The organism is Bacillus sp. Cr_A10 (assembly GCF_029222665.1).
GTDB lineage: Bacteria > Bacillota > Bacilli > Bacillales_A > Planococcaceae > Psychrobacillus.
The window spans coordinates 574,607-589,826 of record NZ_JARHXR010000009.1 but is presented as its reverse complement, the minus strand read 5'-3'; the positions used below and the strand labels follow the sequence as shown (position 1 = coordinate 589,826).

Genomic DNA, 15,220 nt, shown 5'->3' with positions numbered 1-15,220 from the left:
ATATTGTGTTCCTTCTTACCCACTAGTTCGTACTTTCTATTCCAGATAACTTTTTTTATTCGCATTTGCTTCATTATTCTATTATATATTTATCAATTTCATTAATAGGATTATAATGTTTTAATTCAGATTTATCAATATTCATCTTTATCGCCTCATCTGTGAGAATATATTTAATTTGTATAACACCATCATGTGCATAATAAATATATTTTACATAAGATTCATCTTCAAAAACTACAACAGCATAGTATTTCGGCAATTTAAATCCGTAAAATGCTTCAACAGATTTTATTTCTGTTCTGTCATAACCTTTCTCTTCCAATAGAAAACAAGTCACCCTCTTTTCATACATTTTTTTATTGTTTTCTATTTTTAGATTTGCTACAAAGAAAGTTCCAAAGATAACTACAAGAAAAATGATTAAAATTAGTACTTTCTTACTCAAAATATTACCATTTTTAAACATAAAAACTCCTCTTGTCTTTTACCATTCTTATTTTCTTCTTCAATCTACCCGCCAATATTTTCAATAAGAAAAATGAGTTGCCTATGCAAACCTGACCTATGATCAATTACTAATGCATCAGTTAGTGAAAGAAGCTATTGTCTTTTTAAAATATACCTTTGAGGAGGCCCGTATGCCTGTTCACCTTGATAGTATGCTAATTTATTTGGTATGCAAGAAATAATAAACGGCAGTCCTGACCAGATTAAATCCTCTAAAGCTTTTATTAGTGGCAATTCTTCTCCGTCAATATCACTGTCTGCCGAAGTCATTACATAGCACATATTTCCAGCCCCTTGTTTTTTCAACAGCTTCTCCATTTCTTCAGGATCTGAATTCGGTTTTGGAATTTCAAACATTAATTCTGTACGAATGAAATCGTTTCGTCTTCCAAAAGCTTCGTAGCGTTTTTGTGGTGAAGAAAGTTCGAATAGAACTCTCTGCTGAATTCTTTTTACGAAAAAAGTTTTAACAATTATTTCTTCAATTTCTTTATTCATCTAACCTCTCCCATTTTTTATTTAACGATAAATACTCACCCGTTAGTTTCAATAAGTTCATATTTTATACAGAAAAGGTAACAATACAATTAATGAGATAAAGTTGTAAAGAGGAGTGTGGAAGAAAATGAAAAAGATGTTTATCGTTTTAATATTATCCTTTGTTCTTATTATTTCTTTTCAAAAAACAATCGTTTCATCAGCTAAACCAACTCAGGACTCCGAAGAGCTTAGGTTACAGGATATGCTTATGAACATGCTTACTCCTTATATTGAAAAAGATTTGAATAACTATTATTATCCGAAGATTTCAAAGGATTTTTCACCTGCGGTTACTCCATGGAAAATTGAAGTGATTGAAACAAGAAGAGTGAATGGTTTCCGTGGCTTTCTATTGGAAATTACAATTGAAATTGAGCCTACCGATGGTGGACACTGGGTTCCAATAGGGAAGGACCGAATGACCTATGAAATTTCTTCTGGACCTAGGGTTAAATTGATCCATCATACACACCTAAAGACGTATGAATTACCCCCCGAATAATATATAACCTTCCACTAAAATGCTTCCTTTGTTTTTTAACGAAAGCACCCCGTTAGTTTAACAAGAAAACACCTATCCTCAATGCAAAGATTAGTTCTCTGATATTAATCGTACAAATTCTGCATTACTCGGCAGAGAGTCCGATTCAGGAACTTCATTATAAGAATAATTTTTAAAAACCCCAACTATTTCTAGTTGACCATCCTCAGGTAAAGTCTCTAATTTATCGCCCAATGATTTTCTTAAATCTTCATTGTTTGTAATTTCAAAAAAGATACTTCCTTTTTCAAATTGCCATAATGTGTGTGGCATGGTCTCTAAATTCTCTTTGACTATAAAGGAATACTCTCTTTCACCACTCACATCATGTATGATGGATCCTTTGACTTTAAATTCACCAGTGAAATTTATAGAGTAACCTGTTGCGTCATTAATTGACTCACTCTTTACATCTGAAACGATTAAATCGGCGATTTGGTTACCCGTTTTTACTTGATCAGGAGAAAAGATACTCAAAGCATCGGCGATGGTACGATTACCCGATTTGGAGAATCCTAGTACATTCTGATAACGATTAATTATTTCTTTTTGCTTTTCATTGTCGATCTTTAATGAAGTTATTTCACTAGTTAATTGTTCTTTTTTTCTAGATGCTTCCAAGCTAGCTATTTTCAAATCTAATTCTAATCCCTCTTTAACTACTGATAACTTTGCATTTTCTTGCTTTAATTGTTCATTTTCTTGTTTTAAATCATACTCAGACCCGTTATTAGAACATCCACTCATGATCATTATAGAGATTATGATCATCGTATAAAAATAGCTCACAGACACCCTCCCAGTTTTAACTACTCGTAATTTTTCATTATCAAATCGTATAACTCGTTAGTTCCATAAAAAAGTACCAGTTCCAACTTTAAGTAAAGTATGCCTTAAAACACCTTCACTTTGTTCAAATAATTTACATATATTAACTTATTCAACACCATCCACACATAAACCTTCTTATTCCACTAACCTGCCCCGTTAGCTCAATAAGAAATAGGGCTTTTTAAGTGACTAAACTCGAAGTCTTCCTTCATTTCAACCAAATAAAAATAATCCTCTTTAATAACAATAGAGATAATAGTATCTCCTTTTGTAAAAAAGTGGACGTGCCCCATTTGTTCTTTTTCCAACTCTTCCCAACCCCAATTTTTAATTTCTTCAAAATATTCATTTGGTGGATAAAGTCCTTGTTCTCCCCCAAAATTCTCTAAACTATATTTTTCGCCTTTTTTAATATTAGGATTATCAAATTGTGCTTTACTTGATTCCGCATTTGCTGGAACAGGAATATCTTCATTTATTTCTGCTATTTTATAACTGCCACTTTCAGCAGGGGAAGATGAACAACTGACCAACCACAATAACAATAGGCATATTGTAAATAATTCAACTTTTGTTAAGTTCATAGAATCCCTCCTCAAGACAATATATAAATTGAGTTTCTTGATTAAACTAACCTGTCCATTCAGTTGAAGAATAAAAAAGGCTTTACTCCTTCTGGAAGTAAAGCACCCCTTAGCACATTAAGCGATCTTATACAGAATATTCGCTTCACTGTTTCTGAAATCTATAAGCTTAATATATTTTTGAGTTTCTTTAAAACAAAGATTTCACGTTTTACCCAACCGTTCTTTTCAATATCAAAGCTATTAATAATTTTTTCATTTTGCTCAATTGCATCATGAAGGGAAACCCATTCTGGTCTAAACTCCTGTGCGGACTCATATTTATCCAATTGTTGAGCAATTCTTTTATCATTTATTAATTCACAAAGGTAGTAGTGTGAAGTCATTTGGAATAAAGCGTTATTGTCAAATTCGTCTAATTTCCTTTCAATAACTGAACCCAGCTTGTCTTTAATAATACAGTTAATATACCCAGTTTCTTCTGCCACTTCACGGATAAGACACTCCGAATGGCTTTCATCACCTTCAACCCCGCCGCCAGGAAATTTATAATCCCCTTTATTCGAATGAACTAAAAGGATTTTATTTTTATGAAATATAATAGCTCTTATAGCTTCTCTGTAATTTACCTTAATATCCCCTTGAACGTGTTGTACTTCTATCACCTTATTAAAAATCATTATCCCTCCTAGGTGTTTCTATTCTTTATACTTGTACTTCAATAAAATAATCAATTAATCCTTTAATTACTTAGAACATTTATTTAAAATTCAATATTCTTCTTTCACTAACTTGCCCCGTTAGTTTAAGTGCATTTTTTCACAATCTTCATCATAGTATAATATCCAAAAAAACGCCTCTATAAAAAACTATAGTGATCTGACCCTATAAAGTTTGATCAAAAATACCAAAAACGAATATTTTACGATAAATAAAAAGTATCCATTTTGATAAAAGATTGATCAAAATGGATACTTATCTATCAGATTTAAGTTCCGGTTATATTAAAAAGTTTGATTCTTTTCTATCTGTGTTGCTCCACAATTGGGCTCGATTGTAGAAGAAAATAAGGTACTTTTATACAAGAGCCACTCATTCTAAATACCGTTAGTTGAATAAGGAAACAGCAATACTCCTTTCTGAAGTTAAACTACTGTTAGTTGAAGATTCATTAAAACTACCAAGTTAAATCATTTAAGAATGTTAGAATATCTTTGTTCACGTCGTTAATGTCCGTTCCTAAGGTCATTAAATGTTTAGAGTTCGGATACCCCTTCATTGTTTTTCGATTCGTCGCAACGCTTTGAAAAATTACCTCTGCAGTCTCTTTATACAATGGTTCATCTAATTCACCATATAATATACGAATTGGCGAGTTTAATAGTGCTAATTTATTCATCGTTAGATCAATTAGCTGTTGGAATTCATTTAATGAATCGATAGGCATATTTTGAAGATGTATCATTTCTAAATTTATTTGTTCTTCATTTTTCCCTTCAAGTTGTTTATATCCTTTTGCATAATGAAAGACACGCTTTTGTAGAAAAGTAGCTTCCCGATGTATTGGCACTGACATTGTCACAACACCATTTATCTCCAACTCTTGACCAACTTTTAATGCAAACACACCACCAAGAGAAAGACCAATCACAGCTATTTTTTCAAAACCTTCATCCTTCAACAACTGGTAACCGTTTAGTACATCTTGCCACCAATCTGACGGTCTATATGTGAGAAGTTCTTCAGGTGTTAAACCATGCCCACTGTATAATGGTGCATAGCAAGAATAATTGTTCTCTTGCAAATACTTCGCTAACTTTTTCATATCATTCGTATTGCTTGTAAACGAATGTAATAGTAAAACGGCTTTCTCTCCACCTTTATAGAAAAAAGGCTTAGGGGGTACTAGTTTCATCATTATTTTGAATACCTCACTAATATATTCTTAGACTTTAATTAAATAGCTGAACTTCGAATTTTTATAATTCCTTTAAAGTATAACATCCATTCGTTATTAACTAACCTGCTGCGTTAGTTTAAGTGTACATTTCACATATGTTCATCGAAATATACTTGATATTTTTAATCATTAAATTAGAGCATATAATTGATGTTCTTCTTTAACTAAAGCACCCGTTTATTTAAGAACATTTCTTCAAAAAATGAACTACTTCCCTCTAAAACTATTCCCAAAAACTTCTAAATTTTACTAAACCACCAACCAATTAGAAAAATACTCGCTACCCCCCAAGCTGTGGTTCCCACTATCCAGCAAACTATGGATTCGGTAGTTGAACTTTTCTTACTTTCCATATTTCTTTTGATAAAAACGAGAACAACAAATCCGATTATGATGAAACCAACAGTAACCCAAAGTAATAAATCCATTCTCTCTCCCCCTTTTTTTGAATTACTTTCCTATCCTGCTATGTAATTTAAGTAGATCCATTCGCTATTTCTATTATATTTTAAACATAAATATCCAATTACCTTCTTTAACTGAGTTAGACGTTTGATATGAACGATTGTTTCAAGTCTTTATTGAACTAACCTGCTGCTTTAGTTGAATAAGAAAAAGAGCTGTATAAACAGCTCAATACGGTTAATCGATATGACAATGCTGCATTTAAATACTCTTCTACTACAACTTTAAATTCATAAAGGGGTTCTAGTGATTACTCGTTCTTTTTTACCCTCACTTTATAATCTTCATTAATATTCTTCCTAAAGAAATTAAGAGCCTTATGTTAGGCTCTATCTTATCGTAGTTAATATATAGGAAAGTATTGAAGCTGGCATTATGAAATCGGAATTCCTCTATCTAATGTTGTTTGAAAGTGTGGAGCATTTTAAAATCGAATTAGAAAAGTATATTATTTCAAAAACTATTAAACGGCCCTAGCCCTTTGGAAAATAGAACTAAAGCCGGTTAAATCACTTTTATTATTTCCACTATATTTTTTGCTGTTTCGATACTAAATATTTATAATAGTAACGACTAATTTGCAGCAATGACTCTTTAGACTCTTCCATAAACCTTTAATCCAAAAATATATGAAATCAATATTATTAACACCATCCAACCGAACGACAGCCAAAGATCATTCCCAACAGCCTGCGAGTCTAATAGATTTCTAATGGTCTGAATAATCGGTGTCATTGGTTGATTTTCCGCAAATATTCGAACTACCTTTGGCATTCCTTCGACAGGTACAAATGCAGAACTGACAAACAGTAGCATCAATAAGATATAAGAAAAAGAACTAGCTCCTTCTATACTTCCCGCAGCTAAACCAAAAGGAACTGAAATCCATGTTAATGCAAGAGAAAAAAGAATTATCAATAACGCTACAAGTAACCATTCTAAAAATGTTGCATCACTTCTAAATCCAGCTATAAATCCTACTATCAAAACAACTAGAATTGAAACTATCATAAAGATAACTGACGCAACCACCTGACCACCTAATACGGATGACTTTGCGATAGGCATTGACTTAAACCGATCGAACATCCCTGATGTTTTATCCAAATTAATTCGTAACGAAGTGTAAGCAGAGCCAGTGGCAATCGTCATTAATAGGATTCCAGGAAGGATATAGTTAATATACTCATCCTCGGTTACGCCTGGAATTTGGATGGCTCCACCAAATATAAAAACCATACCCAATAACATCATAACAGGCATCGCAACAACGGTAATAAGCGTGTCGACACTACGTATATTATGTTTAATGATCCGATTTGCAAGCGTTAATGTGTCACTTAAATTTTGAAAAACATTCATAATTTTCATCCTTTCGTAAGTGTCATAAATACATCATCAAGAGTTGGAGTAATCATTTTGAACATCTTAAGTTCAATTTTTTCAGTTGTTAGGGTATTCAATACGTTCAAGGTCGTTTTGATTTCTTCATCTAAATCTATGGAAATCTCACAATCTGCCCTTTTGATAGGAGAATAAGATACCAAAAGTTTTAAAGCCTTTTCAGTATCTTGAAGATTATTAAATACAAGAAGTAATTTATCTGCTCCTGCCAAACGTTTCATTTCATCTGGAGTGCCATTGGCAACAATTTCACCTTCACGTAAAAAACCGATTTGGTCAGCTAAATAGTCTGCTTCCTCTAAATATTGAGTCGTTAATAAAATGGTTTTCCCTTGGGACTTCATTTCTTTAATCGTATTCCAAAGCTCCTGCCTGCTTTTCGGGTCCAATCCAGTAGTAGGTTCATCCAGAAAAATGATTTCTGGATCCCCAACTAAACTCATGGCTAAGTCAAGACGGCGACGCATTCCTCCTGAATAAGTAGAGACAGCTTTATCTTTTGCTTCTGTCAAATCAAATTTATCTAACAGACCCTCGGCGACCTTTCTCGGATTGAGTTTATGTCGCAATTTTGCAATTAGGTGCAGATTTTCATATCCAGTAAGCACGCCGTCAACAGTGGTATTTTGCGAACTAAAACTAAATAGCTTTTGTGCTGCCACCGGATTGTCAGCAACATCAATATCTTTAATTGTTACCTTTCCACCATCGCTATTTAATAGTCCTGTAACAATTTTTAATAGGGTGCTTTTCCCGGCTCCATTTGCCCCTAATAAGGCATAAATCGAGCCAGCCTTAACCGTAATATTGACATCTCTTAAAACTTCATTCCCTTTAAAACTCTTTTTAGTATTTTTGATTTCTAGGACGATTGTACTCATGACTATCTCTCCTTTATTTCATAGAATCCCTTAATTTTTTTCTCATTTTGTCCATCCATGTTTCTTCTGGAAATTCTGCTAATAAGGAGTCCGCAAATTCAGCGATATCATTTCCGACTACATCTCGCACACTTAATCCATCCGTAGCACTGTTCTCGAACATCTCTAAAATATTGCGTAAAAGCTCTAGCATGCTTCCTCCCTTTGCAAAATTCCACATATAACTTTCAATAGCTTTCATTGCTTTTCTGTATTCTTCCGGTAATTCATTTACTCTTTTTTGGTATGCACGAAATTCTCGTTTTTCTTGGATCATCTTCTTAAACATTTCTTTGCTCCTTTATTTCATTCATTTTTTCCTCTAAAAATGTCCAACGTTGCCAAAACTCCTTTAATTCTTCCTCCCCTTTAGCATTTAGCTTGTAGAATTTTCTCGCAGGTCCAAGTTCAGATTTCTTCTTCTCAATCTCTACGAGCCCTTTTTTCTCAATTCGAACAAGAATGGTATAGACAGTTCCTTCCACAATATCCTCAAAACCCAAATCATTTAGGTACTTTGTTATTTCATAGCCATAGGTTTCTCCAGCATGAATCTTTTGAAGCACCACTCCTTCAAGAACACCTTTAAGCATTTCAGTTAAATCCTTCATATATCCTCCTAATACTCTACTTAGTAATACTGAGTACTACTATATAGTATTACAAAGTAGTTGATTGTGTCAAACCCATTTTTATTTTTATTTACTTCTTTTATGAATCCTTGGTAGAAAAGAGGATGAAGAACTATTGAAACAAAAAGACTGGACCCATATTGGATCCAGCCTAAGTTAAGATTACTTTTTTTTTGTTGTTCAACTGAAGCACCCGTTTGTTAAGTAAAGTACGTCACGTATTATAAATTATTTATTCTTTAAATGATAACCCTTCTCCTTCTAATGAAGTTCTCATAATAGGTAAGGAAGCTGGTCCAATACCATGAATTTTTAAAATTTCTTTTTCAGTGTACTTGGATAGTTCTTGCAAAGTGTTAATCCCTTCGTGAACTAATGCATTTCTTGCAGGTGAACTAAGTTTCGAAAGGAAGCCACTTTTAGGCTTATTCTCTTTATCACAGGTTGGGCAACTTGGACATTCACTACTTTTGTAATACTTATGTCCCTTTTCACAAACCCTTAAACTTTTTTCTACTGTCAAAATTATTCCTCCAAACAAATTTTGTAATAAATTTTAACATACTATTTTTTGTATATTAGTTATACAATCTCGACAAAAACTATGCATGTCCCTAATTTAAGTGAAGTCATTCACAATGTTACATTTCTATTGTAGTATGATAACATTGTCATTTATTTTTAAACTTTAAACATGTATAACCCCGTCCCAAAATTAGGACAGGGTTAGCATAAAAATGTTTAATTTTGATAAAAAGCATCAACGTACTTAAAACTTACCAATAAAGTCGTTCAGAATATAGATTATTTCGTCATAAAGTTACTGCTGAATTATCTGAATAAGGTTGCCGCATGTATCGTCGAAGACAGCTATTGTGAATTCGCCCATTTTTGTCGGCTCCATAGTAAACTTCACGCCACTTTCCATTAATCGTTTGTACTCTGCGTGAATATCTGCAACGCCAAACATTGTAACTGGGATGCCTTCAGCGAATAACTTCTTTTGATACTCTTTTGCGGCTGGATGGTTATTCGGTTCAAGTAAAAGCTCGGTACCTTTTTGATCCTCGGAAGAAACAAGCGTTATCCACCTAAATTCTCCTGTGGGAACGTCATGCTTTTTTACAAATCCCAGTGTTTCTGAATAAAATGCTAGTGCCTTATCTTGGTCTTCTACGAATATACTGGTAACAATGATTTTCATAATGTTTTTGCCTCCTTTGATAGTTGCGACGTATGGGACTCTGCAAACAATCTGGCAACAAGCAGAAAAAACCATACATTCTTCAGAAATATTTTATATAAAATTACTCTATCCATCCTTTCAGCAAATTTTTAAGTGGTTCGTTGTTGAAGATAAGCACACGATATTTACCCTTTCGTTTTGATTTTACGAGCCCTGCATCTTCTAATACAGAAAGATGTTTAGCTATCGCCTGTCGCGAAATGGAAAGGTCGTGCTTCGTAATAAGACGTACCGTTAGTTCATACAAGGTCAACTCGTTGCGTTCGGAAAGTTCGTCTAATATTAGCCGTCGAGTCGAGTCGCCAAGTGCTTTGAATATAGCTTCGTTGTCCCAATTCATATATCTAGTATAAGCAACTCTACGGTTGCTCGTCAAGCATATGCAATTGCATGGTTGCGTGATAAAGTAACCATGCAATATTAACATGTGAAAGTCCAATAATTGTAGTTGTGCCATTATATAAATTAGAATTTAATAAAAAAGTGCATTAATCCTCATTAGATCAACACACTAGTTAAATTTATAAGCACCTTGTACGTTTTTTTATTTTTAACACGTTTCTTATTGAACTAACCTGCTGCTTTAGTTCAATAAGAAAAAGAGCCATCTTACCAGCCCAATGTTCTTTCTCTAAAGCACCCGTTAGCCATTCATGCCACACAAAATCGCGCTTCACCACAGAGAATGAAAATGGTTATGAGGTGTCAATGCTGATAATCCACCGAAATCCATAAGGTTATTAATGTACGCTCTCCTCACTTAGTTATTAATGATCTCAATAATTTTTTGTTGCGCATCTTTAGCTTCAGGGATTGGCATTACAACAAACACATGATTCATTTTTGGATATACAAATGTATTGATTTCAATTCCTTGCTCTGTTAGTTTTTCATCAAGTTTCATAGCATCTGGATATAAACCTTCGTGTGTTCCAATAAAGTGAGTGATTTTTCCAAGTCCTTTAAAGTTACCATAGATTGGACTAATTAATGGGTCATCTATGTTCTTATCAGCTGCCCACATCTTTGTAATCACTTCCATTCCTCCAATAGCCAACATTGGGTCCTTTTTTTCATATTCAGGTATTAGAGGGTTATCAAGCCCCATATCAACACATGCAGATAACAAAATGATATCTTTTGGTTGAGGTATATTATTCGTCTTTAAGAGATGTGCCAAACCAAGTGATATATTTCCTCCTGCCGAATCCCCCATGATGGTCAGTTGTTTAGGATTTTCAACGGTTCCAAGGATTTCTTTATATAGGTTTAAGAGTTTTGGGTAGGTGTGCTGATAATTAAAATTAGGTACTTTAGGATAAATAGGAGCAATAATTTTTGCATTTAATGATTGAGCCATTTTATCCATGAACCTCCAGTGAAAAATTAAAGGTTGATTAGTCCATGCACCTCCATGTATATAGAGAATCACTTTTTGTTTCAAAGATTTTTGGTCATTTAATGTAAAAACCTTTATGTCCTCAATTACTTGCTCCTTAATATCGCTGGCAAATTTAGCATTCCCTATAACATATGGCTTAATATTTTCAGTTCCCCTTTGTTTTACGAACTGCGAGGTATGTTCAATAGTGGAAAAACCCTTTTTTGTATTTCGCAAAGTTAAATATTTTTCAAAAAGATAACTTTGTATAGAACGTTTTTTGCTATAAATTTGTAAACTCATTTTTATATCCCCTTTTTTATTGCTGATTCTGTTCAGTTTATGAAAAAACGTAAATAGTTACTTATCTTTTCATCAGAAATTAATAATAGATTTGAAAGCATGTTTTGAATAGAACGTAGGATTCCAATCTTCTTTTCAAGTTGTAATTCACAACACCCTTTAAAACAACAAACCTAATATTTTTTACATTTATTAACTTATTCAATAACATTTCAAAATACTCCTTTTAACTAAACTGCCTCTTTAGTTCAATAAGAAAAAAGAGCTGCCTAAGCAACCCATGATCATTAACTTAAACATCCTTTAGTTAAATCAAGAAATCAAATTAAATCTATCTATTTATATTTTTTGACATTCCGATAGTGAATTTCCTAAACCCAAAAGTTTCATAATATGGTTCTAAACTTTCCACACACATTAATTGAGGAATTACCCGATTTAGCTCACAATATTGAATTATTCGATTCACCATTTCCTTGCCGATTCCTTCTGACTGATAGCTTGGTAGAACACACAATCCACAAACTAATCCAGTTATTACACCGTCTGAAATAACACGTCCCATACCGACTAATTGTTTTTCATCAAATGCGTAAATCGCATACCAACTTTGATTGCACATTCGCTCCAAATCATTACTTGTTAATTTAAGTGAATTCCATCCTAAAGATTCATATAAGGTTAGTAATTGCTCAAAGTTATTAGGGGGTTCTATCGTGTAATTTATAGATTTTCCCATATAATTACCTCCTGATTTTTGTTATATTATCATCAACACATATTGTATAAATGTTTCTCATGCTTCTCCAACTTGTTTTTTGTACTGATGTTCTTCTAATAAACCACTCCTCATGAGAATAGTTTTTAGCTATATTTCCCCATATAGCAAATGCTTCTTCATCTTTTCAAAAGGTTCAACCAAAAGAGCGTAAAACATTAAGAACGCTCTTTTAATAGAAAGCTGATTGTTATTTCTCCTTTACACGAATAAAAAATTTATTTAAGTGGTTAACTGAACTAATTAAGAAAAACATGGCAGGAAGTACAATTGATAAACCGATAATGAGGTACATGCTCCGAGTGCTAATATCGAAAAAAGCTGATGAAGCAAATAATATCCCAACAGGCATAGATACTCTAAATATAAAAAGACGAACAGCACTTAGTTGAGTTAAACGATTACGAGGAGCTTCTTGTTGGAAAATGGCGGCACTTTGTGCATTAAAAAGAGGAAATAATAGTCCTCCCATTAATTCACATAACCAAGCGAATTGAATTGTTTGTACAAAGAATAAAAGAATAAACGATAATCCTCCACCAAGTAATCCTAGGTACATAACCGATGGAGTTTTGGGTATTTTTAAAAGTAGTACCGTACCTAAAATATAACCCACAGGAAAAGCACCTTTAAATATTGCATATTGCCATGGTTGGCCACCAAGTTCCCCTTGTATAAAGGGTATGCTTAAAACCATCGTAGCTCCTACAGCAAATTGAACTGTTGATGATAGTATAGTTAGTCTAAGCAGAATGGGAAAACTAAAGAAAACTCTGTATCCCTCTTTTAGTTCTTCCCACCAAAACTTTTTTGACCATGTTGCCATTTTATTAATACTCATAACAGGCATTCTGGAAAGTGAGATAAAACTTATCAAAAACATGAGAGAAGACACTAAATAGATATATTGCATCGGAATAATCAAAAGTAATAAAGATGTAATTCCTGGAGCGATAATACTCATAAGTCTGAGTGTAGTGTCCAACAAACCGTTTGCTTCAACAAGTTCATCTTCTTTACATATTTCAGGAATTAAAGAAAAGGAAAGGGTTGCGTATATCGGTTGCATCAAACCCAACACACATTGGAGCAAAACCAAGCCAATCATTACTCCAATTTCTGAACCAATCAGATACCCCGCAAGAGGAATTAAGTATGCTCCAGCTCGTACCAGCTGAATATTTCGAAGCATTTTTTCTTTCACAACATGATTCATGAAAGGTGCACTTATACTTTGTAATAGAAGAGATGGAATAAAATAAATTAACCAAATAGTTGCCATCCATTCTTTGGATCCCGTAAGTTCATACAGGAGTAACCCATTTATAATCCCGCCTGCAGCACCACCAAATTCAGATACAATTTGACCAACCCATAGTGCTTGGAGAGATTTTGAAAACTTTCTCATTGATTTTCTCCAAGGAATTTTCTAAGGTGACCAGAGAAAGCATTGATATGAGTTTTATTGATTGTGTAAATTCCTTTGTTTACTTGAACAAATTTGGCTGCTTTCAATAAGGAAAGCTGATGGTGAATGGTTGTTTTAGAAACATTGAATTGTATACTTAAATCTTGTAAAGAAGATGCACCTTTCGTCAATTGGTAAAGTATCTTCAGTCGTACTTCATCACCTAATGCTTTATGTCCACGAATCAATTCCATAGGAGGAATGCCTGGTTCCAAAAAATACTCTTCCTTCAAGGGATAAAAAAATAACTTCGTCTCAGGTGTTCGTACTGTTAAAGTCCAGGGACGATAGGACACTTGAGGAATAAGCTTTACCGTCCAAACTGATGGTTCAGGAAAATATTCAACTCCGCCGGTAATCATTTCAATGGCCTCAATTGGTTTTGTTTTATCTATAGAATGATATTGTTTCCCTTCAAACTCTATTGCTCGATTCCACTTTGTCCACTCGTCAAACTTCGATATCCAATCAAACCATTCGTTCAGTACGTTAATAAAATTCTCAATAAGTTCACTTTGCGAATACCGTTCAAGATTAAGAACATATCCTTCTAAATAATCGTGACCCTTAAAATAGGACGCATATTCCTTAAAGTTGCCGCCTTGATCTATCTTATTAATCAGTTCCTTTCGAATAATTTCACTCTTGCGGTCTTTATAGGGCAGTAGTGTTCCATAAAACTCTCTTCTATCCATATTTAACATGTTGTTAGAAAATTCCTCTATCGTTTGTGCTGAACACTTGTCTTGCAACAAGATTAAGCTGTACCAGAAATTAGTCTTTTGGATTTCCTTTAATGATTCTTTAAGTGTATTTGGCATAGTTGATGACTCCCACCTTTGATCTAAATCAAAAGTGTGCCTAATTTGACCATGGGTGTAACCAGCAATCCCAAGGATAGTTTCCCAAACAGGAGATGTTTCTACTATTATTGACACTGATTCAGGTTCATCTAAATTTACATACTTCAATTAAGTACCCCCAATTAGATTATTAGTCGACTTAATTTAAACAATACATATTTCGAATACAAAATTCAATATTTTTCGAATCAATATTCAAATTTTTTTCTTGTATTAACCTGACCCGCTAGTTTAATGAAAAACAAAAAGAAAATGTTATTTTAAAAAAGGATAATTATTAATAGTGTAGAATATAGCTAATAATACCGAAAATAGGAGGACTAATATGAAAAATCAAGTTTGTGTTATAAGCATTTACGTGCCAAATTTAATCAAAGCAATTGACTTTTATACGAATACTTTAGGTTTTGAATTAAACAAACAGTATGGTCCGAAGATTGTATCACTAGTACATGAAGAGTTACCACTTGTTTTAGAAGAGAAAAATAATTCAACCTATAATCAAGATATTTCTGGAGTTGTATTAGGATTGCGAACGGAAGATATTTATGAAAAAGTTAAATTCTTAAAAGAGAAAGAAGTATATTTTATTATAGATGAACCAACTAATTGTCCTCCGGGAAAATATATTAGTTTTAGAGACCCCTTCGGAAATATTTTAGAATACCTTCAATTTGAAAATTTGTAACAAGTATAATAAGTTCAACATAATTGTTGGACTTTTTTAGTCTTCTTTCTAACTAACCTTTTGCTTTAGTTTAACTAGAAAACAGAGCCATCTTATAGGTATTTTC

The 15,220-nt window shown here is 33.2% G+C and carries 20 protein-coding genes; 2 read left to right on the top strand and 18 right to left on the bottom strand.

The annotated features are described in order from the left end of the window. Window positions 1-73 precede the first annotated feature (73 nt). Both P2Q73_RS10135 and P2Q73_RS10130 read right to left on the bottom strand, forming a co-directional pair. Window positions 74-469: a DUF3139 domain-containing protein gene (locus P2Q73_RS10135; protein ID WP_275786590.1), complete on the bottom strand. Its 396-nt coding sequence runs from the start codon at window positions 467-469 to the stop codon at window positions 74-76. Between the two features lie 134 nt (window positions 470-603). Continuing rightward, complete coding sequence (locus tag P2Q73_RS10130; protein WP_275786587.1) at window positions 604-1,008, bottom strand: hypothetical protein; 405 nt, start codon at window positions 1,006-1,008, stop codon at window positions 604-606. 127 nt (window positions 1,009-1,135) lie between these two features. Here P2Q73_RS10130 and P2Q73_RS10125 point away from each other — a divergent pair, with 127 nt between their 5' ends. Then, window positions 1,136-1,552 carry a DUF3888 domain-containing protein gene (locus P2Q73_RS10125; protein ID WP_275786584.1) on the top strand — a complete coding sequence of 139 codons (417 nt, stop codon included), beginning with the start codon at window positions 1,136-1,138 and terminating at the stop codon, window positions 1,550-1,552. Window positions 1,553-1,642: 90 nt separating this feature from the next. Here the strand turns inward: P2Q73_RS10125 and P2Q73_RS10120 are convergent, their stop codons facing one another. The 16 genes from P2Q73_RS10120 to P2Q73_RS10045 all read right to left on the bottom strand — a co-directional run bounded on the left by P2Q73_RS10120 (window position 1,643) and on the right by P2Q73_RS10045 (window position 14,534). Then, window positions 1,643-2,380 carry a hypothetical protein gene (locus P2Q73_RS10120; protein ID WP_275786580.1) on the bottom strand — a complete coding sequence of 246 codons (738 nt, stop codon included), beginning with the start codon at window positions 2,378-2,380 and terminating at the stop codon, window positions 1,643-1,645. 203 nt (window positions 2,381-2,583) lie between these two features. Then, the gene (locus P2Q73_RS10115) at window positions 2,584-3,006 is read right to left on the bottom strand and encodes a hypothetical protein (RefSeq protein ID WP_275786577.1); all 423 of its coding nucleotides are present in this window, start codon (window positions 3,004-3,006) and stop codon (window positions 2,584-2,586) included. A gap of 161 nt (window positions 3,007-3,167) precedes the next feature. Next, the gene (locus P2Q73_RS10110; RefSeq protein WP_275786575.1) at window positions 3,168-3,686 is read right to left on the bottom strand and encodes an NUDIX hydrolase; all 519 of its coding nucleotides are present in this window, start codon (window positions 3,684-3,686) and stop codon (window positions 3,168-3,170) included. Window positions 3,687-4,183: 497 nt separating this feature from the next. Continuing rightward, the gene (locus P2Q73_RS10105) at window positions 4,184-4,924 is read right to left on the bottom strand and encodes an alpha/beta hydrolase (RefSeq protein ID WP_275786573.1); all 741 of its coding nucleotides are present in this window, start codon (window positions 4,922-4,924) and stop codon (window positions 4,184-4,186) included. Between the two features lie 281 nt (window positions 4,925-5,205). Further along, a complete protein-coding gene (locus P2Q73_RS10100; protein ID WP_056830063.1) occupies window positions 5,206-5,394 on the bottom strand; it encodes a hypothetical protein in 189 nt (62 codons plus the stop codon). Window positions 5,395-6,025: 631 nt separating this feature from the next. Then, on the bottom strand, window positions 6,026-6,793 hold the full coding sequence (locus P2Q73_RS10095) for an ABC transporter permease (protein WP_275786571.1): 768 nt from the start codon (window positions 6,791-6,793) through the stop codon (window positions 6,026-6,028). Window positions 6,794-6,798: 5 nt separating this feature from the next. Further along, the gene (locus P2Q73_RS10090; RefSeq protein WP_275786568.1) at window positions 6,799-7,716 is read right to left on the bottom strand and encodes an ABC transporter ATP-binding protein; all 918 of its coding nucleotides are present in this window, start codon (window positions 7,714-7,716) and stop codon (window positions 6,799-6,801) included. Window positions 7,717-7,729: 13 nt separating this feature from the next. After that, a complete protein-coding gene (locus tag P2Q73_RS10085) occupies window positions 7,730-8,044 on the bottom strand; it encodes a DUF1048 domain-containing protein (protein ID WP_053589361.1) in 315 nt (104 codons plus the stop codon). After that, a complete protein-coding gene (locus P2Q73_RS10080; RefSeq protein ID WP_056830072.1) occupies window positions 8,037-8,366 on the bottom strand; it encodes a PadR family transcriptional regulator in 330 nt (109 codons plus the stop codon). Before P2Q73_RS10080 ends, P2Q73_RS10085 begins: the two co-directional genes overlap by 8 nt. A gap of 253 nt (window positions 8,367-8,619) precedes the next feature. Further along, a complete protein-coding gene (locus P2Q73_RS10075) occupies window positions 8,620-8,910 on the bottom strand; it encodes an RNA polymerase alpha subunit C-terminal domain-containing protein (RefSeq protein ID WP_275786566.1) in 291 nt (96 codons plus the stop codon). A gap of 297 nt (window positions 8,911-9,207) precedes the next feature. Next, a complete protein-coding gene (locus tag P2Q73_RS10070; RefSeq protein WP_056830075.1) occupies window positions 9,208-9,591 on the bottom strand; it encodes a VOC family protein in 384 nt (127 codons plus the stop codon). Window positions 9,592-9,694: 103 nt separating this feature from the next. Next, window positions 9,695-9,973 carry an ArsR/SmtB family transcription factor gene (locus tag P2Q73_RS10065; protein WP_275786563.1) on the bottom strand — a complete coding sequence of 93 codons (279 nt, stop codon included), beginning with the start codon at window positions 9,971-9,973 and terminating at the stop codon, window positions 9,695-9,697. A 420-nt stretch (window positions 9,974-10,393) separates the two neighbouring features. Next, window positions 10,394-11,317, bottom strand: a complete 924-nt coding sequence (locus P2Q73_RS10060) for an alpha/beta hydrolase fold domain-containing protein (RefSeq protein ID WP_056830079.1) — start codon at window positions 11,315-11,317, stop codon at window positions 10,394-10,396. A 331-nt stretch (window positions 11,318-11,648) separates the two neighbouring features. Beyond that, window positions 11,649-12,056: a GNAT family N-acetyltransferase gene (locus tag P2Q73_RS10055; RefSeq protein WP_275786558.1), complete on the bottom strand. Its 408-nt coding sequence runs from the start codon at window positions 12,054-12,056 to the stop codon at window positions 11,649-11,651. Window positions 12,057-12,285: 229 nt separating this feature from the next. After that, window positions 12,286-13,503, bottom strand: coding sequence for an MFS transporter (locus P2Q73_RS10050; RefSeq protein WP_275786555.1), 1,218 nt, complete (start codon window positions 13,501-13,503; stop codon window positions 12,286-12,288). Next, window positions 13,500-14,534, bottom strand: a complete 1,035-nt coding sequence (locus P2Q73_RS10045; RefSeq protein ID WP_275786552.1) for an ArsR/SmtB family transcription factor — start codon at window positions 14,532-14,534, stop codon at window positions 13,500-13,502. Before P2Q73_RS10045 ends, P2Q73_RS10050 begins: the two co-directional genes overlap by 4 nt. A 217-nt stretch (window positions 14,535-14,751) precedes the next feature. Between P2Q73_RS10045 and P2Q73_RS10040 the strand changes: the two genes are divergently transcribed. Beyond that, window positions 14,752-15,114: a VOC family protein gene (locus tag P2Q73_RS10040; protein WP_275786549.1), complete on the top strand. Its 363-nt coding sequence runs from the start codon at window positions 14,752-14,754 to the stop codon at window positions 15,112-15,114. Window positions 15,115-15,220 lie beyond the last annotated feature (106 nt).

Bases quoted from the DNA above. Each gene is read 5' to 3' on its own strand.
- P2Q73_RS10090 (WP_275786568.1), bottom strand. From the start codon at position 7,716: ATGAGTACAATCGTCCTAGAAATCAAAAATACTAAAAAGAGTTTTAAA.
- P2Q73_RS10085 (WP_053589361.1), bottom strand. From the start codon at position 8,044: ATGTTTAAGAAGATGATCCAAGAAAAACGAGAATTTCGTGCATACCAA.
- P2Q73_RS10130 (WP_275786587.1), bottom strand. From the start codon at position 1,008: ATGAATAAAGAAATTGAAGAAATAATTGTTAAAACTTTTTTCGTAAAA.
- P2Q73_RS10070 (WP_056830075.1), bottom strand. From the start codon at position 9,591: ATGAAAATCATTGTTACCAGTATATTCGTAGAAGACCAAGATAAGGCA.
- P2Q73_RS10110 (WP_275786575.1), bottom strand. From the start codon at position 3,686: ATGATTTTTAATAAGGTGATAGAAGTACAACACGTTCAAGGGGATATT.
- P2Q73_RS10060 (WP_056830079.1), bottom strand. From the start codon at position 11,317: ATGAGTTTACAAATTTATAGCAAAAAACGTTCTATACAAAGTTATCTT.
- P2Q73_RS10050 (WP_275786555.1), bottom strand. From the start codon at position 13,503: ATGAGAAAGTTTTCAAAATCTCTCCAAGCACTATGGGTTGGTCAAATT.
- P2Q73_RS10055 (WP_275786558.1), bottom strand. From the start codon at position 12,056: ATGGGAAAATCTATAAATTACACGATAGAACCCCCTAATAACTTTGAG.
- P2Q73_RS10115 (WP_275786577.1), bottom strand. From the start codon at position 3,006: ATGAACTTAACAAAAGTTGAATTATTTACAATATGCCTATTGTTATTG.
- P2Q73_RS10080 (WP_056830072.1), bottom strand. From the start codon at position 8,366: ATGAAGGATTTAACTGAAATGCTTAAAGGTGTTCTTGAAGGAGTGGTG.
- P2Q73_RS10100 (WP_056830063.1), bottom strand. From the start codon at position 5,394: ATGGATTTATTACTTTGGGTTACTGTTGGTTTCATCATAATCGGATTT.
- P2Q73_RS10065 (WP_275786563.1), bottom strand. From the start codon at position 9,973: ATGAATTGGGACAACGAAGCTATATTCAAAGCACTTGGCGACTCGACT.
- P2Q73_RS10095 (WP_275786571.1), bottom strand. From the start codon at position 6,793: ATGAATGTTTTTCAAAATTTAAGTGACACATTAACGCTTGCAAATCGG.
- P2Q73_RS10040 (WP_275786549.1), top strand. From the start codon at position 14,752: ATGAAAAATCAAGTTTGTGTTATAAGCATTTACGTGCCAAATTTAATC.
- P2Q73_RS10125 (WP_275786584.1), top strand. From the start codon at position 1,136: ATGAAAAAGATGTTTATCGTTTTAATATTATCCTTTGTTCTTATTATT.
- P2Q73_RS10105 (WP_275786573.1), bottom strand. From the start codon at position 4,924: ATGATGAAACTAGTACCCCCTAAGCCTTTTTTCTATAAAGGTGGAGAG.
- P2Q73_RS10135 (WP_275786590.1), bottom strand. From the start codon at position 469: ATGTTTAAAAATGGTAATATTTTGAGTAAGAAAGTACTAATTTTAATC.